This window comes from Acidithiobacillus sp. HP-11, from assembly GCF_015100075.1.
GTDB classification, from domain to species: domain Bacteria; phylum Pseudomonadota; class Gammaproteobacteria; order Acidithiobacillales; family Acidithiobacillaceae; genus Acidithiobacillus; species Acidithiobacillus thiooxidans.
The window spans coordinates 15902-36349 of sequence record NZ_JACKYY010000021.1 but is presented as its reverse complement, the minus strand read 5'-3'; the positions used below and the strand labels follow the sequence as shown (position 1 = coordinate 36349).

Annotated in this window: 19 protein-coding genes; 5 read left to right on the top strand and 14 right to left on the bottom strand. The window is 54.6% G+C overall.

The window, feature by feature from the left end; genetic code table 11:
* The first annotated feature begins 138 nt into the window (after positions 1–138).
* The 4 genes from H7F08_RS07990 to H7F08_RS07980 all read left to right on the top strand — a co-directional run bounded on the left by H7F08_RS07990 (position 139) and on the right by H7F08_RS07980 (position 2950).
* Positions 139–894, top strand: coding sequence for an E2/UBC family protein (locus H7F08_RS07990; protein ID WP_193640274.1), 756 nt, complete (start codon positions 139–141; stop codon positions 892–894).
* Positions 891–2273: a ThiF family adenylyltransferase gene (locus H7F08_RS07985; RefSeq protein ID WP_193640273.1), complete on the top strand. Its 1383-nt coding sequence runs from the start codon at positions 891–893 to the stop codon at positions 2271–2273. The genes H7F08_RS07990 and H7F08_RS07985 overlap by 4 nt, the downstream gene beginning before the upstream one ends.
* Entirely contained in the window at positions 2270–2602 is a 333-nt protein-coding gene (locus H7F08_RS15895) for a DUF6527 family protein (RefSeq protein ID WP_413541258.1), read from the top strand. The genes H7F08_RS07985 and H7F08_RS15895 overlap by 4 nt, the downstream gene beginning before the upstream one ends.
* A gap of 66 nt (positions 2603–2668) precedes the next feature.
* A complete protein-coding gene (locus H7F08_RS07980) occupies positions 2669–2950 on the top strand; it encodes a hypothetical protein (RefSeq protein WP_193640272.1) in 282 nt (93 codons plus the stop codon).
* 335 nt (positions 2951–3285) lie between these two features.
* Here H7F08_RS07980 and H7F08_RS07975 read toward each other — a convergent pair whose 3' ends face one another.
* The 11 genes from H7F08_RS07975 to H7F08_RS07925 form a co-directional block, all read right to left on the bottom strand.
* Positions 3286–4269 (bottom strand): hypothetical protein, encoded by a 984-nt coding sequence (locus tag H7F08_RS07975; RefSeq protein WP_193640271.1) that lies wholly within the window; start codon positions 4267–4269, stop codon positions 3286–3288.
* A 76-nt stretch (positions 4270–4345) separates the two neighbouring features.
* A complete protein-coding gene (locus H7F08_RS07970) occupies positions 4346–4786 on the bottom strand; it encodes a ribonuclease H family protein (RefSeq protein ID WP_193640270.1) in 441 nt (146 codons plus the stop codon).
* 52 nt (positions 4787–4838) lie between these two features.
* Positions 4839–6452 carry a type I restriction-modification system subunit M gene (locus H7F08_RS07965; RefSeq protein WP_193640269.1) on the bottom strand — a complete coding sequence of 538 codons (1614 nt, stop codon included), beginning with the start codon at positions 6450–6452 and terminating at the stop codon, positions 4839–4841.
* 3 nt (positions 6453–6455) lie between these two features.
* Positions 6456–7529 carry an AAA family ATPase gene (locus H7F08_RS07960; protein WP_193640268.1) on the bottom strand — a complete coding sequence of 358 codons (1074 nt, stop codon included), beginning with the start codon at positions 7527–7529 and terminating at the stop codon, positions 6456–6458.
* Complete coding sequence (locus H7F08_RS07955; protein ID WP_193640267.1) at positions 7526–8767, bottom strand: restriction endonuclease subunit S; 1242 nt, start codon at positions 8765–8767, stop codon at positions 7526–7528. The genes H7F08_RS07960 and H7F08_RS07955 overlap by 4 nt, the downstream gene beginning before the upstream one ends.
* A gap of 5 nt (positions 8768–8772) precedes the next feature.
* On the bottom strand, positions 8773–9927 hold the full coding sequence (locus H7F08_RS07950; protein ID WP_193640266.1) for an RNA-binding domain-containing protein: 1155 nt from the start codon (positions 9925–9927) through the stop codon (positions 8773–8775).
* Entirely contained in the window at positions 9909–12545 is a 2637-nt protein-coding gene (locus tag H7F08_RS07945) for a TrlF family AAA-like ATPase (protein WP_193640265.1), read from the bottom strand. Before H7F08_RS07945 ends, H7F08_RS07950 begins: the two co-directional genes overlap by 19 nt.
* Positions 12542–12715 carry a hypothetical protein gene (locus H7F08_RS07940; protein ID WP_193640264.1) on the bottom strand — a complete coding sequence of 58 codons (174 nt, stop codon included), beginning with the start codon at positions 12713–12715 and terminating at the stop codon, positions 12542–12544. Before H7F08_RS07940 ends, H7F08_RS07945 begins: the two co-directional genes overlap by 4 nt.
* Positions 12712–13101: a type II toxin-antitoxin system VapC family toxin gene (locus tag H7F08_RS07935; RefSeq protein ID WP_193640263.1), complete on the bottom strand. Its 390-nt coding sequence runs from the start codon at positions 13099–13101 to the stop codon at positions 12712–12714. The genes H7F08_RS07940 and H7F08_RS07935 overlap by 4 nt, the downstream gene beginning before the upstream one ends.
* On the bottom strand, positions 13091–13360 hold the full coding sequence (locus H7F08_RS07930; RefSeq protein WP_031572886.1) for a hypothetical protein: 270 nt from the start codon (positions 13358–13360) through the stop codon (positions 13091–13093). Before H7F08_RS07930 ends, H7F08_RS07935 begins: the two co-directional genes overlap by 11 nt.
* Positions 13361–13459: 99 nt before the next feature.
* The gene (locus H7F08_RS07925; RefSeq protein ID WP_227487838.1) at positions 13460–16564 is read right to left on the bottom strand and encodes a type I restriction endonuclease subunit R; all 3105 of its coding nucleotides are present in this window, start codon (positions 16562–16564) and stop codon (positions 13460–13462) included.
* 571 nt (positions 16565–17135) lie between these two features.
* Here H7F08_RS07925 and H7F08_RS07920 point away from each other — a divergent pair.
* On the top strand, positions 17136–17672 hold the full coding sequence (locus tag H7F08_RS07920) for a hypothetical protein (RefSeq protein ID WP_193640262.1): 537 nt from the start codon (positions 17136–17138) through the stop codon (positions 17670–17672).
* A gap of 88 nt (positions 17673–17760) precedes the next feature.
* Here H7F08_RS07920 and H7F08_RS07915 read toward each other — a convergent pair whose 3' ends face one another.
* From H7F08_RS07915 to H7F08_RS07905, 3 genes are read right to left on the bottom strand one after another with little or no spacing between them, the layout of a single operon-like run.
* Complete coding sequence (locus H7F08_RS07915) at positions 17761–18630, bottom strand: hypothetical protein (RefSeq protein ID WP_051690638.1); 870 nt, start codon at positions 18628–18630, stop codon at positions 17761–17763.
* Positions 18611–19651, bottom strand: a complete 1041-nt coding sequence (locus tag H7F08_RS07910) for an AAA family ATPase (protein WP_031572895.1) — start codon at positions 19649–19651, stop codon at positions 18611–18613. The genes H7F08_RS07915 and H7F08_RS07910 overlap by 20 nt, the downstream gene beginning before the upstream one ends.
* Entirely contained in the window at positions 19648–20088 is a 441-nt protein-coding gene (locus H7F08_RS07905; RefSeq protein WP_051690639.1) for a hypothetical protein, read from the bottom strand. Before H7F08_RS07905 ends, H7F08_RS07910 begins: the two co-directional genes overlap by 4 nt.
* Between the last annotated feature and the right edge of the window lie 360 nt (positions 20089–20448).

The following is a 20448-nucleotide window of genomic DNA, read 5'->3' as shown; positions in this document are numbered from 1 at the left end:
CGCAAAGATCGCTCGTCCGGTGTGAGAACCTACAGTATCTATGCGGCTCCCATAGGCGTCAACCCTTCATAGCTAGACCCTTTTCGATGATGTGGCTTTTGCCACATCTAAGACCCTACTATTGCAAGGAGTAATGCCATGCCTAATCAGGTGAGTATCAATCACACGGACAGCAGCAAGCCGTCCAACGTGCCGGTAGTCGCATCGGAGCCGGGCTCCGCTAATGAATCCGTCAAGGACGATCATCCCGATAAGTGGAAATTGAAAGTCCAAGGGGTGATGGTGGAGTTCGAGCACCCCGTAGTCTCGGCTAGGGCCGCCCTAGTGGCAGCAGGCTTTGATCCGACGAAGTCCTGGCACATCTTCTTGATCGTTCAGGGCAAGGAAAAGGAGGAGCTTTCGCCTGACAGCGAAGTCAACCTCCGTACACCTGGTCTCGAAAAGATCAGACTGATGCAGCGCAACGTCGACAATGGAGATGCGCAGTGCCCAGCGCCGAGACGCGTCTTTACGCTACTCAGTTTAGACAGCGACTATCTTGATCGCTTAGGCCTGCGGTGGGAAACGATTAAAGTTGAAAAGAGACGTTGGCTGCTGATTCATGACCATCCGATCATGGCCGGGTATGTCCCCGACAAGATCACCTTGGCACTCGACATCCCCGCTGACTATCCGGCGTCGCAAATCGATATGTTCTACTGCCATCCATGGGTGGCGCGAGCGGATGGAGGTACCATTCCGAATATCCAAGTGCGAGCAACGATCGAGAACCTCGAGTATCAGGGCTGGTCTCGACATCGGAATTCCAGTAACCCTTGGGATCCGCACTCGGACAGCGTACGTACACACCTCGTGCTAGTTGAAAGCTGTTTGGCTAGGGAGTTGGGTCAATGATTCCCAAGGCTACTGTGACGCTTACGGCGGCCGCACATACCTTTCTGCGCGACCACCTATTCCCAGGCGATGGCAAGGAAGCGGCCGCGATCCTTATTTGCTCTCGTACACCAGGGCCGCGCCTCCGCCTGCTAGTGCGCGACGTTCTGCTTGTTCCCCATGACGAATGTAGCCGACGAACCGAGCATGGTTTGACATGGCCCGGCCAATGTATTGAAGCCGCCATTGATGCAGCAGAGTCAGAAGGACTGGCCCTGATTCTGGTTCATTCCCATCCCAGTGGCTATCCGGAGTTCTCGACGACTGACGACGATAGCGACCAAGTCATTATGCCTTGCATATTCGAAGCACTCGGCGATATGCATGGGTCGGCGGTGATGTTGCCGGATGGTTCGATGATTGCCCGCGTCTACCACCGATCAGGTGGCGTGTACCCAGTTGATCTTGTGTCGATGGCCGACGGTGACTTGCATTATTGGTGGCGAGACAAACCGGACCGCATGCTTCGCCCGATGGCCTTTACATCGGACATGACCGCCGAACTATCTAGACTTACCGCATGCGTTATCGGAGTTTCCGGGACCGGCTCCATTATGGCCGAGCAAGCATGCAGACTAGGCTTTGGTCGAGTCTTAGGGATTGATCACGATCATGTCGAGCACAAGAACCTAAACAGAATCTTGAACACAAATTTGGCCGATGCTAAAGACAAACGCGCCAAAGTTCATGCGTTTAGTGACCGTGCCAACGGATACAGGCAGTCAGACTATTTCACCCCGATTGAGGCAAACCTATTTTCCCGAAAAGCCGTTCTTGCCGCTGCTCAAGCCGATGTGATCTATTGCTGTGTCGATACCCATAAGGGGCGAATGCTTGCTGATCGACTGGCAACTTCGTTTCTATTGCCGTTATTCGACGTGGGCGTCGCCATACCGACTCGTCAGAATGGCACCGAGTTAGCAATCGCAGAAGTCACCGCTCGGATCGACTATGTTCGTCCGGGCGGAAGCTCTCTAGCGGATCGAGGTGTGTACACACCTGCGACTCTTCAGGCGGAGGACCTTGCGGAATCCGATCCTGATACACACGCAGCCCAAGTCGGAGCAGGGTACATCGAAAGGCTTCCCGAGCAAGCACCGTCTGTGATCACGCTAAACATGCATGCATCGAGCACCTGCATGATGGAGTTCATTGCTCGCGCCTATCCTTTCCGTCATGAAAAGAACTCCAATTATGCAAGGACGCGATTCATGCTCGCCGAAGGACTCGAGGAATATGAGCCCGAAGCAAGCTTTCAGTACAAGGAGTCTCCGTTACTCGCTCGCGGCGACATGGAGCCATTGCTGGGGTTGCCTTCACTCGGCCCAGAGGAAATATGATGAATCTAGGAAGACTTTGGCAGCTAGCTAAAGAGTGGCTTTTTCCACGCCGCAAGTTGCAGCGCATTGAGGGTGATGTTCTGCCGTCCCGCCTACCCTGGAGAAACTTATTCCTCCTAACGGAAGACGGCGAAGACTGGTGTGTTGCCTTTCGGTGTCCATGTGGATGTGGCCAACGTATCGAGTTACCACTCATCGAGGAGGCCGTGCCCAGATGGAGTCTGAAGTTGGACAAGCAAGGCTGCCCATCTCTGCATCCTTCCGTTTGGTTGAGGGAGGGTTGCCGTTCTCACTTCTTTCTTCGAGACGGCAAGATCATATGGGTGTGAATCGCCTAAGCCTAGATACCCTTGGGATGAATGACTGCAACACAACTGCTCGGGCAAGGAGAACATATGCGTGAAGTATTCGAAGAATTCTTGCTGGTCCTGCAGTTTTCATGGAGAACGCAGCTTTGGATTTACCTCGGAATAATTTTCTTTCTGGGGGTTCTGCTCGGCGGCGAATATTTCTCCAATAACTTTGTACTGCATGGATTTCTGGCACCAATGTCGGATGTCATTCGGGAGAAGATTCTATATCGATATGACAACGCTGCTTGGGTGCTTCTTGGAAGCAGTTGGCTCACGGCCATCAAACAGTTCCGCAAGGACCGAAAGCGAATTCTAGGAATGTAAGCCGCTGCTTTGAGATACACGAGAAACAGTCTAGTTGGCCGTCAACTCTAGGCGCCAGCACTCATTGGCCAGACAGGAATACGACCGCTCGATTTTAATTTCCTCTGACAGGCTGGTGTCAGTAGCTTTGCTGACGAATCAGGTCAACAAGCCCACCGGCAGCTCGCGGTGCCATAACCAAGCGTCCGCTTTTTGGTGTATATTAGATTTTTCAAAGTTAGACGGGAATGTCCGGTTACGCTGCATACCCGTCCTTCAAATTGCGGAAGTAACGCCATCCATTGGTTCTGCCCCAGCCTTTAGCATCTTTATATGCCAATCTTGGGAAGATGCGCTCAATGTACTATGGTCGGTGCCCCATCAGCAGGCCCGCTCCAAGCTACCGGAAAACCAAAATCCTCCAGCACCTGTTTAAGTTTATCCGCGATTTGTGTTCGCGTCTCGGTGGCTTCCTCGTAGTTCATGCTGCAAAGCAGGTTTTTGAGGTGATGCCTGGGCTGGAGATAGACATGGATCATGCTGGCTGGTCCATACTCCAGGATGACCCGACAGTCCTTTGTGGCAAGGTGCTCATCCTCAATCCGTTTTTTTGCAGTTGCAGCGATCGAGAAGGCCATTTCCAGCAAAGGGTCTTCCATGGATTCGGGTTCCACCTGTTCCAGAAAGAATTGCAGGGGACCACAAGCGTCGAGCGTTTCTACCGGCCAGCCCAGCGCTTCGGATTGGGCCTGGATGAGCAATTCCGGATTGGGCCAGTGGAGCCTGCTTTGCTCAGGAAACTCCAACCGTCCCACCAGCAGGTACATCGTGGGCGTCGTCACATGGCCGTAGTTCCAAGGGTAGGGGGCTGTGGCTGTGGGCGTGTTCAGCGTCCACAGCTGCATTGGGCTGGTATCTCTCAAATGGTAAATCGACTGCGGTTGCTGAACCCAGTGGATTTTGCCACGCGGGGGTATGACACCCTGCTTCTTTAGAACCTGGGATAGCGCCTTGCGGTCAGCCGCTCGGCATTCCCCGGACCAGGGAGCAAGGAAGGGAACGGCAATCAGGAGGCTGCGGAAGCCGTTGTCATAGGATTTCGCGCAAGCCATGTCCGTAGCCCGATCCCAATAGTATTGCCAAAGTTCGGTCAGTCCCTCGGCACGGAGCGTTTCAAGTACCGACTGGAAGGCTTCGTCGTCACGTTCATACAGGATGCTGTAGAGCGATGTCAGCAATCGCGACATCTCCGAACCGTGCTTCAGCGCGTTACCGACCGCGTGTGCGAGCGGCATCATTTCCCCCAGAAGAGCCTCTATTCTGGCGCTACGCTTTCTCATGATGGCACCGAATCCCCGGTTGTACGTTTGCTGCGAGTGCCAGCGGCGGAACCGGAAACATGCTGACTCTCCCCCTTCATCCCAGGGTCAATCCACGGTTCGCGAGTTGGTCTGCCGTCTCGTTTTCCGGATGGCCATTGTGCCCACGTACCCACTCCAGCTTGACCTTGCGGGTGAGGTACTCCTGATGCAGCAGTTTCCAGAGTTCCTGGTTCAGTACCGGCGATCCAGAAGCCGTTTTCCAGCCCTTCCTGATCCAGCCCGGAAGCCATTCACCCAATCCCTTCAGGGTATACTGGCTATCAGAGCAAAGAATCACTTCCGCCCCTTCGGGAATCTTGCGCAAGGACTCAATGGCCGCCGTCAGTTCGGCAATGTTGTTGGTGCCCCGTTTCTGAATAAAGCCGCAATGTTCCATGCGCTCGCCATCCGGCGACTCAATCACCGCTCCCCAGGCACAGGGGCCGGGATTGGTTGGCCCGCAGGACCCATCACACCAAATTTTCCATACACTCACAAAACGATTCCTCTCGCACTGAAAGCTTGCGTCCAGAGTATAACGCAGTCGGTCACGGTGTCCCCAGCAGCGGTAGCCCCAGTTCTTGCAGAAAAGCATTGTGGCGCTGTGTGGCTTCTGCGATCTTGTCCTCCAATGTGGTCAGATCCTTGTGGACCGCCTGCAGGTCGATTCCATCCTCAGCCTGGGCCGTGCTGACATACCGGGAGATGTTGAGGTTGTAGCCATTCTCCTCGATCTCGGCCATCGGCACCCGACGCGCATAACGATCTTCCTCACGTCGAAACTGGTAGGTGTCGATAATCTGGTCGATGTCTTCAGGCCGCAAACGGTTCTGCCGCTTGCCCTTCTCAAAATGCTCGGCGGCGTTGATGAACAGCACGTCATCGGGTTTTTTGCACTTCTTGAGGACGAGGATGCAGACCGGGATGCCTGTGGAGAAAAACAGATTGGCGGGCAGGCCGATCACCGTGTCGATGTTGCCGTCCTTGAGGAGCTTGGTGCGGATGCGTTCTTCGGCACCCCCGCGAAAGAGCACGCCATGGGGCAGGATGATGGCCATGACGCCCTCGGGCTTGAGGTAATGAAAACCGTGCAGGAGAAAGGCAAAGTCCGCAGCAGACTTGGGAGCCAGGCCATAGTTCTTGAAGCGCATATCCTCGCCTAAGGCGCTACTCGGCTCCCAGCGATAACTAAAAGGGGGATTGGCGACTACGGCGTCGAACTTGGGTGCCTTGGCCGGATTCGTTTCGCGCAGGAAGTCCCAATCATTGGTCAGGGTGTCGCCATGGTAAATCTCGAACTCCGAGTCTTTCACCCCATGGAGCAGCATATTCATCCTCGCCAGGTTATAGGTGGTGATATTCTTTTCCTGCCCATAGATCTTGCCGATGCCGTGGGGACCCATGCGGTGCCGGACGTTGAGCAACAGGGAGCCGGAGCCACAGGCGAAGTCCAGGACGCTCTCCAGTTGCTTCTTCTTACCCGTGGCCGGGTCCTGGCTATCGAGGGTGACTATCCCTGAGAGGATGCTGGAGATTTGTTGGGGGGTGTAGAACTCTCCGGCCTTTTTGCCCGAGCCCGCAGCAAACTGACCAATGAGGTACTCGTAAGCATCGCCCAGCACGTCCTGGTTGGTGGAGAACTGAGCCAGACCATCGGCGATGGCCTGGATGATGGTACAGAGCTTGGCATTGCGGGCGCTATAGTCCTTGCCCAGCTTTTCAGAGTTCAGGTTGATCTCGGAAAAAAGGCCATTGAACGTGCTCGCAAAAGATTCGTTTTCAATGTAGTCAAAACCCTTTTGCAGGGTGTGCAGCAATTCCCGGTTCTGGGTACGGGCCAGTTCCGAGATGCTCCCCCAGAGGTATTCGGGGCGAACCACATAGTGGATCTTCCGGCGCATCTGTTTTTCAAATTCCTCGATATCATCGGGATTCTGGGCATACCACAGTGCCAGGGGGGTGCGGCGATCCACAGCCCCCAACTCAGGATAATCAGCACCCAGTTCCTTTTGTGCGGCTTGCGCGTAGTTGTCCGACAGGTAGCGGAGGAACAGGAAGGACAGCATGTAGTCGCGGAAGTCGTCCGCGTTCATGGCTCCGCGCAGTTGATCGGCAATGCCCCACAGCGTGGTACCCAGTTGTTTTTGGTCTATTTCAGTCATGACTTATCCTGCATGCAATATAAATTGATATTTGGTCATCAGCTTGTCAAAAATATCTCTAAAAACACTTTCAACTGAAGGCGGCATAAAATCGCTTTGAAAATAGTAGGTATTTTTATGTGAAAGAGAGTTAATAATATTTATTGTTCCTTCAACATCTTCGACACCTATCTGTTCTAAGGCAAAGCTGATTCTACCGACCCCAAGAAACGACGCGACGCTCTCAAGCACCTGACGCAATAAAACCATATGATGAGCATAAAGTCGATCTCTCACAGCTTCTTCTAATACTTGCAAAAGATGTAAGTGATACAAAAATACATTACCATTTGGATTAGCAAGATACAATTCATTTCCAGAATTTGCGAGGATAAATAGCTTCGTAAGGCGTTTATATCGACTACTTTTTTCACCCCTGGTCAAGCGATCAGCTAGAATAGAAAACAGACCAATATGATGAGTGGTTATTATTATTTTTTTATTTAAATAGTTATTATCAATTTGTTCGTAAATGGTATCTGCTGTGATAAAAATATTGTGCTCATCTAGGCTGGATACTGGGTCATCAATAAAGATGTGTGCATCTTGAACGCCAGACCATTCATCCACTTCCAATAAAGCTAGAAAAAAGCACCAAACGAAAATCCTCTCTTCACCTCGTGAAATTTTAATCGGTATAGTTTCTTCGCCAGACAAAAAGAATGTGACCGATTCGATGCCATGCTCAGGATCATCATGAGCATTTAATCGAAACAAAAACTTCGGGATATATGCAGAAAGTTTCTCTATAATTAAATATATGTTCTCGTATAAGAAACTATGAAAACGGTTAAGACTACTAGGAATAATTTTAAGTTTAATGTTGACTCCACCATCGTCTTCGTCGTTATCCCAGACAAAAAGATCTTCACTGAATGCGTTGTAATAGACACCAGTATGCTGCCCGCTAGCTGGATCTTTGGTTGTTTCTTTGTAAGCTACAGATAACCTTGTTTTACCCGTGGCATTAAATGCGTAAATAAGGATGATATTTTCATTTAACTCTTTAATCTGATTAGCAATATCGGAAAAATTCATGCATCCACCTCGGCCAACATTGGAAAAAGCTGCTGCATCAGACCTTTCTTGTGCGTTTTGAGCGCTTCGACTTTCTGGGCTTGTGCCGTGATTAGATCGCCGAGGGAAGAAAGGCAGTTGGCGATTTTTTGTTGCTCGCCAGAACAGGGGCAAGCCACCGGGAACTCTTGAATCATTGAAAGTTCGCCGCGTGGCATCTTGACGCCCTTAGCTCCACGCATCACATATTCGATGAACAAATCGCTACGAAGAATTGCGGCTAGGTAGCCAGCATCAATATTCTCTTTAGCACGAATAACAAGAACGTCGTTCGATGCGCCACCAAAGATATTCGATTGCCAGATTTTCTTTAAATATGGGCGAATATTCGACACAAGGATATCATTCGGTTTGAAGGATGTTACCGACGAAACAGAAGGCAGCTTGACTGCCGGGCGTATGCTTCCAAAATCAGGTAAAATATTTTCTGTGCTTACGTACACCCATGTTGTGATTTGATCGATGCTGATTTTCTCGCTCACTAAATCAGCAACTGCAGTAAGAGGCAAGATAGATATATTTCCCACCTCCAAAAACGCCGGAAACCGCAGCCTGGGCACAGTTTCCCCTTCTGCAGGGAAAAGCTGCTGCATCAGTCCCTTTTTGTGGGTTTTGAGTGCGCCGAGCTTTTGGGCCTCCAATGTGATCAGATCGTCGAGGGAAGCGAGGCAGTCGGCAATTTTTTGTTGTTCTTCATGCCCCGGAACAGGCAGATCAACAAGCTTTAGTTGACTCGAATACAAATGGACAACTGTGTCACCCTGGGCGGTTCTTGCGATTTCTTTCTTAGCAGGACCATTCAGGATATAACTTAGGAAGAGTCCGTCAATATTTGGCCGAAGGATATTCAAGTCGCCACCCAACGCGACTTGGTCCAGTTGGACGCAAGACGCTCTGGCGATATCTATTTTAGTTTCCCCAGATGCCGGAACGATAACATCGTTAGCTCTGCTAAGGAAAAGTTCTGACGGGGATACGTTTGTTCTTGAGAATACATTTTTTATGGCCTCATTGTACTCTGTATAAAGCTCACCATAACGTATGCAAGGTGTCTTTCCTCGTGGATCAATATCAGCTTTTGAAATGCCTTTTCCCTTAAAAAAATCAGCAATTTCTTCCAGTTTCCTTATTTGCCAAGCATTTCGAAACTCCGGAAATCGCAGCTTCGGAACCAGCGGACGTTTTTCGTTCCCACTCATGTGATTTACTCCTTCGTCCGTGCAACGATGGCCTTGAACATGTTCCCGGCTCGATCGTCAACGAGTTCGATCTGCGGCCAGGCCCGCAAAGCACGCAGCAGGCCGCTACCCAGTCCGCGATAAGGCAGGAGTTTGGCAGCAAAGGACGCCAGAATCGGGTTGCGCATATTGGAGTTGCCAGCCTTGATGTTCTCGATAGTCAGGTTGTTGGGCAGGTGGCCGGGGCTGACGATCTCGACGCGATCGGCAAAGACTAGCACGCGCACAGGGGCGCTGATGAAGTAGTCGCGGTGGATGAGGGCATTGGCGACTAGCTCCTCCCAGACGATGCGCGGAATCTCGGATTGACCTTTGGAGTTGAAGCCCTGTTCGCCCTGCGTGGCGCGGGTATTGGCGACGATGAAGCCCCGCGTCTGCTGGAACACATCGGCCAGCTTGCCGGTGATGTCGCGGCTGTCAATGTAACGCTCATCTTCAATCTCGGTGCCAACAAAGGCCACCGCCTTGACGATGAAGGCAGGCATTGCGTACTGCGGCGCCCTGGCAAACAGCAGGCTGCCCGCCACATTGAGCTGTCCCTGGTTCATCAGGTTCATATTGGTCAGCAGCTGCGGCAGCGGCTGGTTGTGCTGGGCGAGTGATTCGCCGAACTGTTCTTCGAAAAAGGCTTCGAAATAGGGCATGTCCACATCGCCCGCGCCCAAGCCCGCCACGGGCGTTTTGTCGGCATGTACTAGTCCCGACTGCTGGAACAGTCGCTGGAATTCTTCACGCGAGGTGGCGCGGCGCTTGTCTGAACTGTTTTTCACCCATATGGTACCGTTCTTGTCCATGTAGGGCTTGCTGACGCCTTCGGCAATGGTGACCACCATCACAGTGCCATTCGGGTGCGGCACGTTCTCGGTGAGCGGGTTCACAGCAGGCCGCACGTTTTGCGATGCACTGTTTGAGATGAGCTGGTTCAGGCGGTCGATGTGTGCGCCGGACAAGCCAAGCACCGAGCCATTGTTCTGCACACCGATGAAAATCTTCCCCCCTGCGGTGTTGCTGAAGGCGGTAATTTCGGCCGCCAGGGCATCAGCATTGGTGAAGTTCTCCTTGAATTGATGGCGGCTATCCTCGAGTCGGCTGAGGATATCGATCAGCTCTGTGGTTTCCATAGGTTGTAAACCTCTTTGCGGCGGTTGAAGGCCTCCTGGCCTCCTTCCATGATATTGATGATGGCGTCCTGCACCGGGCGGGCGTCGATGCTGCCGCTTTGCACGGTGACTTTCTCGTCCTGGTACTTGCAGGCCTGCACTTGCTCCGCGTCACCAAGCACCGGGAAATTGGCGTTGTGGGTGGCGAAGATGAATTGGGTGTAAGGCTTCATCTCGCGAAGCAACTTGATCACGTCGTCGTAAATCGTCTGGTTGTCCAGATCGTCTTCCGGCTGGTCGATAATGATCACATCGTTCTGCCGTTGGCTGAGCACATACAGCAGCAGCGCCGAAGCGCGCTGCCCGAGCGAGTGGTGCTTCAGTTCCTTGCCGCGATAGCGGATGACGAATCGGTTGGGCACCTGCCAGGTGACGAACTCGATCAGGTTCTGCATGAAGGTCTTCTCGAAGACCTCGGGGGTGCTGCTAGCCTTAGCCAAGGCTCTCGGCAGGGCGCGCAACAGACCGCCGAAGTCAGCGTAATCCTCCATGACCGTGCGCAGTGTGGTTTCGCGGATGTTGCTGCCCTTGAAAAGCTGCTGCATGAAGCTGATGGCCGCTTCCTTGTCGCCCTTGAACTCGGCTTCGATCTGCAGCGAGGTGTGGCTGCCGTTGACGCGATCCAGTTCGGCCTTGATGGTGTTGAATTCGCGCAACCAAAGCTCGTTGAGCTTGTCGATCTCGGTAAACAACGCGTCACGGATGCTGCTCTGCTGGCTTTCCTGCTTGGACAGCGCTTCCAGCATTTGCACCGCCTTGGTTTTACGCTGTTGCTGAGCCAGGAAGTCATCCGGCTGGATGGCGGTCATGCCGGTTTGCTTGAGTTCTTGGGCCAGTTGCCGTTCGACTTGCGCGAACTCTTCCTGAAGGTTCTTGCTTGCGCCTTCAAACTCACCCTGTTTGGTCTTGAGGCGACCCGCAATGGCGCGGGCTTCTTGCTCGATCTGCTTGAGCTGATCGACCTTGGCAATGAGCATGGCAAACTCGGTGTAGTAGGCCGTGAAGAAGTCTGGATTCTGCTTGGACACATAGCTTGTGGCGTTACGCAGTTCGTCCTCGTGCTCGGCAATAAATTGCTCCAGGGCGACGACGAAGTTGTCCGCCCGCTCCTTCATGCGCGCCAGCGCAGCGGCATCCTGCTGGAAGCCAAGACGCTTTTGGAGTTTGTCGGCGACCCCATACTCTTCGAATTTCTTCAGCCGGAAGTTGGCATCGGTGCGCTGGGCCTCAAAATCTCGCTTGAGTTCGGCGGTATTGCTGAGCTTGAGCCAACGCTGAGCAGCATCGCGCACATGCTGGCGTTGGGTTTCGATTTCCTCACGCAGCACGTGGAGCTTTTCGCCAACCAGTTTTTCCACCAAGTCGGTCTCGAAGCCTTCGCCGGTGCTGGAAAGGTCTTTCTGCCCGAAGTAGATCGGGCGGCGCAGTACGGTCTCTCGGATCGACACGCCGGGCTGCAACTTGCCACCCAAGTAAACGTTTGGCGGTTCGCGGAAGATACGGGAGATAGTGAATTCCTGCCCGTACACATCGCAGGCCGTCATCGTCACCTTGCCACCGCTGCCGAGGGTGTGACGGATCAGTTCATCCTTGTACTTGGTGTCTTGCGCCTTCTCGCCGCGTGGAATGTCGAGAGCGTAGCGCACCGCCTCCAGGATGGACGACTTGCCGCTACCACGGATACCGATGAGCGTGTTGAGTTCGGGAGAGAAATGCAGCGTCTGCCCGTCGAGGATGCCGCCATCGAAGTGGATGCTACGAATGTGCGATGCCTGATGTTTGGGCGGCTCCATGGCCACTCGCGCAGCGGGATCACTCAAGGCAAACTTTACCGCCTCGAAGGATAACTCGCCCAGCTTCAGGCAGCTGGTTTTGCCCCGACCGATTTCATCGATGCACTTGGGGTCGCTGCCTTCCAGTTCGGCGGGGTACCAGCTTTGCAGCCAGCTTTGGATTTTGTATCGACAGGGTTTGTCTTTACCTGCGCCGTCGTGCGTGCGAACCTTTTGGAAGCCAAGGGTTCTACGTCGGAAGAGTTCATTCTGCCCCAACTCGGTCAGTCGGCCGCCATCCAGCTCCGCCCACAAACCACTCGGCGCTTCGACATGGGCGAAGACTAGGAAAAAGTCCCGGTGATAGCTTTCGAGTTTCTTAATCGTCTCCAAGAGTGACCAAGAAGTGCGGCCATTCTCTTGCTCGTATTGCGCAGGCGCCTTGCCTTCGAATGTGCTGGTCAGGAATGGGTTGATGTAGTTGTGCTCATCAATCCATTCGTCTGAGAAAATAACGAGCGTGTGGATGCCATTGGCTCCGTCGTTGACCGACAACTCGACGCCAGGCAGCAGTACAATCTCCTTCTTCTGTGCCGTCTTGCGTAGTGCCTTGAACTCATCGAAGTCGAACTTGTTGTGATTGGTGATGAGGCCCAGCCGGATGCCCTTCGTCTCCAGCGCATCCACATAGTTGCTATTGTAGAAGCTGTCGTCACCCGTGTACTTGAATTCGCGGTCTGCGCGAGTGTGCAAATGAAAGTCTGCGCGAACCCACTGCGCCCCTTCGGCAAAGACGGCTCCCATCATCGTCCCTCCTCATAGGTGATCAAATCGGCAATGTCGCGGTCTTGAGCAAGCATGAACATCTTTACAAAGATGTAAGCATTTCCGAGTTCTCCTGTTTCCCACTTCCCCGCCTCCCGAAACTCAGGAAAACGCAGCCTGGGCACTCTTCCACGGTTTTCTGTCTCCTTCATCCGTTCTGCTTCCCATGCGCTTCCTGCCGCAGCGGATTATGGATAATTAATCCATTGATCCACGTAAAATCCTTTTCATTTGCGCTCGCCAGTGGTAGTTGATGCTCCAGACAAGTTGCCGCAATCAAGGCGTCGCCAAGGGTCATCTTCCGTTGTCGACGCAGCGCAATGGCAAGTTCCATGGTTACGGAGCCGATCATCAGCAATTCCAGCTGATCGAGAATAGCCATAATGGCCTGTTGTTCAGCCTCTTGCAGGTTAGGGTATCCCAGCGTTTCCAGACGAGTGATGGCTGAGTAGTGGCTCGCATGCGCGACCAACCAGCTCCGCAAGGCTTGTTGCTGCGCTTGTGTTGCATAGATGATCAGGTTGCTGTCAATCAGCATGCTTTCTTCCAGGTAGCGGGCGATCCTGGCGTTGTTCCTGTTGCCAGGACACCGGGTCCGCAATATCGCCATAGGGATTCAATGCCACGGCTTGTTCCAACGCTTGGGCAAGGCGTTCCCGTTCTATGGGCCGGGAGACGTTGGAAACACTCCCTTGGGCTTTTTGCTCCAGGTACAAGGTGTAATGCAGAAGCTCTGCCTGTAAGGGTAAGGGCAAACTGGAGGCATGTTGCTGGACTTGTTGCAAAATCGTGTTCATGTCAGGCTCCATTGTGAGCAAACCGAAATTGGGGGTCATTCATCTCAACAACCACCTGTTGTGGCAATGCGCTGGATCCACTCCTTACGCCGTGGATGATTATTGCTCATAAGCCTCCAACCCCGAAATCTCCCGTCCCTGGGCCAGTTTGTGCAGCAGAGGGATCAAATCCTGCATGAGCGCCTGTTCTTTCTGTGTCCGTGCCTTCCAGCCCAGATGGAGGGGCGCGAGTAAGTCGCTCAGTTGCTCTCCATCGAAGATCATACGGCCCAGGGTGTTGTCGATGAAGTCTTGCAGTGCCTTGGATTCCAGCCCATGGGCCTGGGCCATATCGACAATCTGTTGCTTTTGCTTCCTGGTCTTGAAGTGTTCAAAGCCATCGCGGATCGCCCGTTCGTCCAGTGCTTTCCCGGCTTCCAGGGTGTTGATGTAGGCCGTAATCTCTTCCCGATCTTCCAGAAACTTGGCATCTGACAGGATCAATCCCACCAGTTCTTCCCGGTTCATTTGCTGCTTGCCCGATGTCGGATTCGTATAGCGGCTGATCAGGGTCATGATGTAGTCGTAGTCGATGACCGCCGAGGCAAAGAGCACGAACTCAAAGTCCAGTTGTTGGACTTCAGGACTCGCCTTGTCGCCCCCCTGATCTCGTTGCTCCTTCAAGCGTTGCGCGGTATCCAGATAAACGCCCCGAAATCCCTGTAGGGTCTCCGTGGGGACTACCAGCTCAATCACCGTGCGATCTTCGGGCGTCAAATCCGTGTACTGATCCAGTTGCGTCTTGAAGCGCTGAATATCCTTGAAGAGCTTGATGAACTGGCAACGAGCAGCATCACCCTGGAGTTGGGGAATAGCCTCGGGAGCGGATGGTAGTCCTTGGGACTGGAGGAAGGTGCCCAGTTGCTCCATGGCCCCCTGGAGCCGTTCGATGACCACCGGCGCTTTGTCCACCAGCCAGATTTTCTTGGCCTGTTCCCCCGATTGGCCGGAAAACAGACTAATGGCCGCGTCCACGGCTTCCTGCTGCTGGCGGAAATCCAGAATGTTGCCGTAGGGCTTGGTGTCATTGAGGATGCGGTTGGTCCGGGAAAATGCCTGGATCAGGCCGTGATACTTGAGGTTCTTATCGACGTAGAGGGTGTTGAGGTACTGGGAGTCGAAGCCGGTGAGCAGCATGTCCACGACGATGGTGATATCGATTTTCTGGTCGTGGGGGAGATCAGTGTTGGGGTATTGCTGGTCCTTGATCCGCTTTTGCACATCCTGGTAGTAGAGATCGAATTCACCCACGCTGTGATTGCTACCATAATTACGGTTGTAGTTGGCGATGATGGCCTGTAGGGCGGCTTTTTTCCGATCCGGGTCTTGGGCGTTGTCCGCCTTCTCCTGGGGAAGGTCTTCCTGAATTTGCAACACGTCCTGATTGCCCTCGGCGGGGGGCGAGAAAACACAGGCGATGTTCAGCGGGCGGAAATCGGGGTTTTCCGCCCGCTTCTCGGCCTGGATGGTCTCGAATAGCGCGTGGTATTCGATGGCGTCATTGATGGACGCAGTAGCCAAAAGGGCATTGAACTTCCGGCCAGCGGTGGCGGCATCGTGCTTGGACAGGATCGCTTCGACGATGGCCCGTTTGGCCAGGGGCTCGCCGGGCTTCGGCGGATGTCTGCCCTCGGGCTTGTAGTAGTCCACATGAAAGCGCAGGACGTTGAGGTCCTCGATGGCGTGGGTGATGGTGTAGGCGTGGAGCTGCTGCTGAAAAATGTCCTGCGTGGTCCGGTAGGACGCCTGCTCGCCCTCGATCTGCTGGTAATTGGCGTTTTGCTCGAAGATCGGAGTGCCCGTAAAACCAAAGAGCTGCGCGTTGGGAAAGAATTCCTTGATGGCCTTGTGGTTCTCCCCAAACTGGGAGCGGTGGCACTCGTCGAAGATAAAGACGATGCGGCTCTGTCGAAGTGGTTCCAGTTGTTCCTTGTAGTTGCGGCGATGGGTTCCGTCCAGGGCGAGACCGAGCTTCTGTATGGTGGTGACGATCACCTTGTCGGCATAGTCCTCAGAAAGGAGTCTGCGGACGAGTGTCCCCGTGTGGGTGTTCTCCTCCACGCAGCCTTCCTGAAACTTGTTGAATTCTTCGCGGGTCTGTCGGTCGAGGTCCTTACGGTCCACGACGAAGAGGCATTTGTCGATGTCCGGGTTGTCCTTGAGGAGGGTCGCAGCCTTGAACGAGGTCAGGGTCTTGCCGCTGCCGGTGGTGTGCCAGATATAGCCATTGCCGCGATGCTGATGGATACAGTCTACGATCGCCTTGACGGCATAGATCTGATAGGGACGCATCATCAGGAGCTTCTGTTCGCTGGCGACCAATACCATATAGCGGCTGATTATTTCTCCCAGGGTACATTTGGCGAGGAAAGCATCGGCAAAGTCGTCCAGTTGGTTTATTGGGGTGTTGTCCACGGCTGCAAACTGGTAAACCGGCAAAAAGCGTTCGTCAGCATTGAAGCTGAAATGGCGGCTGTTGTTGTTGGCGAAGTACGAGGTATCGCTGCGGTTGCTGACGATGAAGAGTTGCAGGAAACAGAGTAGGGTCTTGGCATAACCATTGCCCGGATCGTTCTTGTATTCGACGATCTGCTGGATGGCCCGACGCGGACTGATGGCCAGGGTCTTGAGCTCGATCTGTACCACGGGCACGCCATTGAGCAAAAGGATCACGTCATAGCGGTGATGGCTGTAGTCGGTATTGATACGCAGCTGGTTGATAACTTCAAAAGTGTTCTTGCACCAGTCCTTGATGTCGACCAGGGTATAGTAGAGCGGTGTCCCATCATCGCGCTCGAAGCTGTTGCGTTCCCTGAGCATCCGGGACGCGGCATACACATCCGGGGTCACGATGGAATCCAACAGGCGATGGAACTCCGCATCCGTCAGATGAACTTGATTCAGGGCCTCGAAGTGTAGGCGAAAGTTGTGCTCCAGGGCAGCGCGGTCCCGGATGTCGGTGCGGTAGGTGTACTTGAGGTCACTGAGCTTCTGGATCAGGGCCTCTTCGATGTCTTGCTCGGTCATGGGAGGCGGAAGGGGCTGGAGCAGGGAACGGACAGGTGAACGGTCGGCCTGGGCATCTTCCTGTGCGGATGGCTTGCGGCAACCGTCAGCGCTTCGTGCATAGTGGTCCTTCAGCGGGAAACCGCTTTCATCAATCAAACATGCTCCGATTCTAGCAGGCAGCAGGGTATTGGGGTACCTATCAACGCATCCAACCCGCTCTACGAGTCGCCAGACCGTCTACCGGGTAGACGATCATACGCCGGGGCAGCATCGCGTGAGCCTCGGGAAGGGGCTGCGGACCCCTGATCTTGGAGGTTGCGGGTAGCGTCTACCGGGTAGACGATCGGCGCGGCCAGTTTTCCCGGAAAACGCCCGCATTACCCCTTCTTTATCTTGCGTTCCGCTTTTCTTTCGGTAGACGCTTTTTTTGGCGTTTTCGTCTACCGGGTAGACGATTTTTGGGGCCGGCGTTTTCCGGGATGACGCTTTTATTTGCCGATTCTGGGGCCATCGTCTACCCGGTAGACGGGTTGCAGAGGGGAAACTGGGGGTGTCGTCTACCCGGTAGACGACATTGGAGTAGCAAATCAGCGGGGGAGACAAGGGGCAATAACGGCATCGCAGGCTGCGCAAAGGGACCCCCTCCAGCTGGAACAGAGATCGGCGGGTGCCACTACGGTATGGACGCGCATCCCGGCGATCCCTATCGACCGAGCAGCTTTGTAATATGGGGCATCATCAGATGACCGGGGATGCACCCTACCCTTTGGCGGCGGCACCGACTGATGCCCCCGACTTCACCGTCTACCGGGTAGACGCCTGCCGGGCGCAGATTGCCTCGGCCCTCGGCATCCATTGCTCAGACATCGCCGTGAAACGTGGTAAGGCCGCGCATGAGATTGACCATGGAAAGTTCAGATACAGAATCGAATACCTCACACGAGGCAAAGTCGGGATCGTCGGTAAGCCCATTTTATTTGACAGCGCCGAAATCAAATCGCAGCAGAAAGAGATGTATGCGGTTGCTAAAGAAAGAAGCCTCAGTCCCAGAAGATGCATCGTCTACCGGGTAGACGAAACGATCCCATGGGACTTCTGGGAAAAAAACAGAGCGGAACGCAAGATTAAAGAAGGGGAAATGATATCGGTGTCTTTCGCGAGAACATGGTCCACCACGGCCCATGCTGGCCGTCTACCCGGTAGACGCCGCCCGCTGGCACATAGATCCGTTGTTGTGGCCGCCCCCTTGAGGGCTCCCGCGTAAAATTTCTTTATCCTGAACCAGGCCACCTGCCGCTAGAATGCGGCAGGTGATCCGATTCTAGGTCTTGTCCTGACAAGACCTAGAAGACCTAAATAGGCCGCGGTTTTGCTACACGCCCCGCGGTTTTACTACACGCTACCGCGGGTATGCTACACGGTCCCGCGGTTTTGCTACACACGGCCCCCTTTCGGGTCATGTGAACCCTGCCATCATGTAGATTAATCCCCAATCTCAAAAGGACCTCGACGTCCTGATGGATTTCCCGCCGACGATTCCTTTGCTGCTGCGCAGATAGGGGACCCGCAACCGACGCAATGAGACCATCCAGCCTCCAGCCACCTTTTGGTGAGACTTTATGGCTCAGCACATGTCGAGCTACGGCCTGGGAGATGCCGTGACGCATTGCCGCGATTGGATACGGGTCGCGGGATATCCATAAATCGCTATCTACAAGCCGACAGAGCATCTTTCCGAGATCAACACGCCATTGTCGCCGTTCGCAGATGACCGCTCCCCCGGGGGGCGCTTTTACAATGAATGCACCAGAGGGTTGCCGCGCCCAATCGATGTGGTCGATCAAATGCCCGATTCCCGCCAGATGGTCGGGTTCGATGATTTGGATGATCGCTTGCATCAGATCATCCAGAACCCGCTGGAGCGTCGTCCCGTCCTGCCGCGACTTTCGCCGCACTTCAGCCGGATCGACCAGAATCTTGATTCTGCCATCGTCCCCCAGGCGCCGTGGCTTCGTCCCGCTGTGGAGGATAGCTTCCAGAACGTCGGCGTGCTGCTGCCCAAGCCTGCCCTTCACCCGATGCTTACCCCAGGCGGTTTGGATCAGCTGTGCGAGCTCACGCGGCCTCCTGGTCGGCTGAAAGATCATCAGCCGGGCTTGATAGGCGGTGGATGCGGGAACAGTGCCTCGCGCAAAGATATCCTCAATAGTCGTCGTCATCATCTATCCCCCCATTACTTGCCTGCGCATATGCCCTGGCTTTTTTGGTGATGGTCTTTCCCACGCTCGGCAGTTTTCTGAAAAGAGGAACACCACCAACCACTGCGCCATTGCGCTCCTGCGTCGTCGGCCAGTGATAGAACCACTGCGGCGCATCAAGGTGGGCATAGCTCGCCTTGGATTCATGGACTGCTGTCCAGCGACTTCTGTCCGCAATATCGATACCCTCCAGTTCCGCCATCTCCCTATCCATAGGCTGCAGCACGACCGCCCAGCGTGCGCCTGCGCCAATCCGCGTGTTTCCCCGGCCAGACTGGTGGTTCGTGTTGCCAGCCAGCATGGCCGCCTTGTTCTGGTGGTGAACTACGAGTACCGCCGCGCCTACGCTTCGGCTGATATGGCGCAGGGTCTGCACGATCATCCGACTGGCACGGGCGTCAGCGTCATCGGCGTCAGCAAGGTCGGCCAGAGGGTCCAGGACCATCAGGGATGCTCCCTTGGCGTACCGAATAAGGCGGGTGCAATCCGCCCCCCTTGCGGGTCCATTCTTTGAGTCCGTTACCAGGGTTATCTGCGGTACAGCCAAAATGTCCAGGTGATGTCCCAGATCTCCTACCCACTCCCACCCAGGTTGCCTGGCGATGGCGTGAATGCGCTCCCATAGCTCCGCCACATCATCTTCAGTCGTCACGTAAACCACCCGTCCAGGCTCTGGGGCTGGCCACAGCCCCCCTGCAACCGGTTGGCCGCCAGCCTTGGCCATGGCAATGTGCAGCGCCAGCCAGCTTTTGCGGGTGCCATCCGGACCCAGGAGTAGGCCATACACTCCGGTCTCTTCGGGAACCGGGAGCTTCCCAATAGCGAAACGGCGGGGCGGAGGATTATGACGGGCACAAAAGCCGATATTGACCCGTTTCCAGGAGATCGCTTCCCCGCCGTCATCGGGGCCTGGATCGATATTCTGTGCGGGCGTATCTGCAGGAGAATTTAGGGGGGTAGCGAGTTGATCCCAATCCGTGCTCATCGTCCCTCCTCCGCCACTCTCAGGGCCTCACCAATCCGCTCGTCGGCTAGAGCTAACCGCACCAAATCGTCGTGGTCCAACGGAGCACATCCAACCAGGCGTGCGATGAAGAGGCGGACGATGATCGCCTCATGGGCGATTCCCTGAAGCGCTTCGCGATGCGCCCATACGCGGTGCACCGATCTCGCCTCCCCGACGTTGTAGCGGTTTGTACGTGGAAACAGATCGGCAAGCGTCAACCCGAGCGCGTTGACGATATCGGCAGCACCACACCCTGCCCAGCAATGCAGGAGGATTTTGCCGTCGTCTGCCTCACGGATACTCAGGGACGGTCGCCGGTCATCATGAGCTGGGCACAGTGCGGTCCACTTGTCCGGGGCGATCTTTTTGACTCGTTGCAGTTGGGAAAGGATTTCTTGAATAGGCTGGGCGCTCATCGCACACCCCCCTTTCCGCGCTGTTCCGCGATTCTCGGCCTGCCCCTGCCCCGCTTTGGAGGTTTGGGGGCGAACTGCTCAGGATCTAGGGCGTAGCGCAGATGCTCGGAGGTGAATCTCACGCCGAGGGCTGTTTTGATCGGAGGGAGAAATTCGCCGCGACTGACTTTATTGCGGAGTGTCTTCGGAGATGCGCCGAAAAGGTTGGAGAATTCGTTGTACGACCAACCGATTCTTGGGGATGCTTCTAGCTGCTGGAGCAGTGCTGATGGGATGAGCGATCGCGTGGGGTCACTGTCCCCACCATCGCCGTCTGGATCTGAAGACGACTTGGTGCCGCTGGCTTGGCGTCTGGACTTC

Bases quoted from the DNA above. Each gene is read 5' to 3' on its own strand.
- H7F08_RS07985 (WP_193640273.1), top strand. From the start codon at position 891: ATGATTCCCAAGGCTACTGTGACGCTTACGGCGGCCGCACATACCTTT.
- H7F08_RS07915 (WP_051690638.1), bottom strand. From the start codon at position 18,630: ATGATGACGACGACTATTGAGGATATCTTTGCGCGAGGCACTGTTCCC.
- H7F08_RS07950 (WP_193640266.1), bottom strand. From the start codon at position 9,927: ATGGAAACCACAGAGCTGATCGATATCCTCAGCCGACTCGAGGATAGC.
- H7F08_RS07930 (WP_031572886.1), bottom strand. From the start codon at position 13,360: ATGAACACGATTTTGCAACAAGTCCAGCAACATGCCTCCAGTTTGCCC.
- H7F08_RS15895 (WP_413541258.1), top strand. From the start codon at position 2,270: ATGATGAATCTAGGAAGACTTTGGCAGCTAGCTAAAGAGTGGCTTTTT.
- H7F08_RS07910 (WP_031572895.1), bottom strand. From the start codon at position 19,651: ATGAGCACGGATTGGGATCAACTCGCTACCCCCCTAAATTCTCCTGCA.
- H7F08_RS07935 (WP_193640263.1), bottom strand. From the start codon at position 13,101: ATGCTGATTGACAGCAACCTGATCATCTATGCAACACAAGCGCAGCAA.
- H7F08_RS07945 (WP_193640265.1), bottom strand. From the start codon at position 12,545: ATGATGGGAGCCGTCTTTGCCGAAGGGGCGCAGTGGGTTCGCGCAGAC.
- H7F08_RS07905 (WP_051690639.1), bottom strand. From the start codon at position 20,088: ATGAGCGCCCAGCCTATTCAAGAAATCCTTTCCCAACTGCAACGAGTC.
- H7F08_RS07920 (WP_193640262.1), top strand. From the start codon at position 17,136: ATGGGGCATCATCAGATGACCGGGGATGCACCCTACCCTTTGGCGGCG.
- H7F08_RS07940 (WP_193640264.1), bottom strand. From the start codon at position 12,715: ATGAAGGAGACAGAAAACCGTGGAAGAGTGCCCAGGCTGCGTTTTCCT.
- H7F08_RS07990 (WP_193640274.1), top strand. From the start codon at position 139: ATGCCTAATCAGGTGAGTATCAATCACACGGACAGCAGCAAGCCGTCC.
- H7F08_RS07965 (WP_193640269.1), bottom strand. From the start codon at position 6,452: ATGACTGAAATAGACCAAAAACAACTGGGTACCACGCTGTGGGGCATT.
- H7F08_RS07960 (WP_193640268.1), bottom strand. From the start codon at position 7,529: ATGAATTTTTCCGATATTGCTAATCAGATTAAAGAGTTAAATGAAAAT.
- H7F08_RS07975 (WP_193640271.1), bottom strand. From the start codon at position 4,269: ATGAGAAAGCGTAGCGCCAGAATAGAGGCTCTTCTGGGGGAAATGATG.
- H7F08_RS07980 (WP_193640272.1), top strand. From the start codon at position 2,669: ATGCGTGAAGTATTCGAAGAATTCTTGCTGGTCCTGCAGTTTTCATGG.
- H7F08_RS07955 (WP_193640267.1), bottom strand. From the start codon at position 8,767: ATGAGTGGGAACGAAAAACGTCCGCTGGTTCCGAAGCTGCGATTTCCG.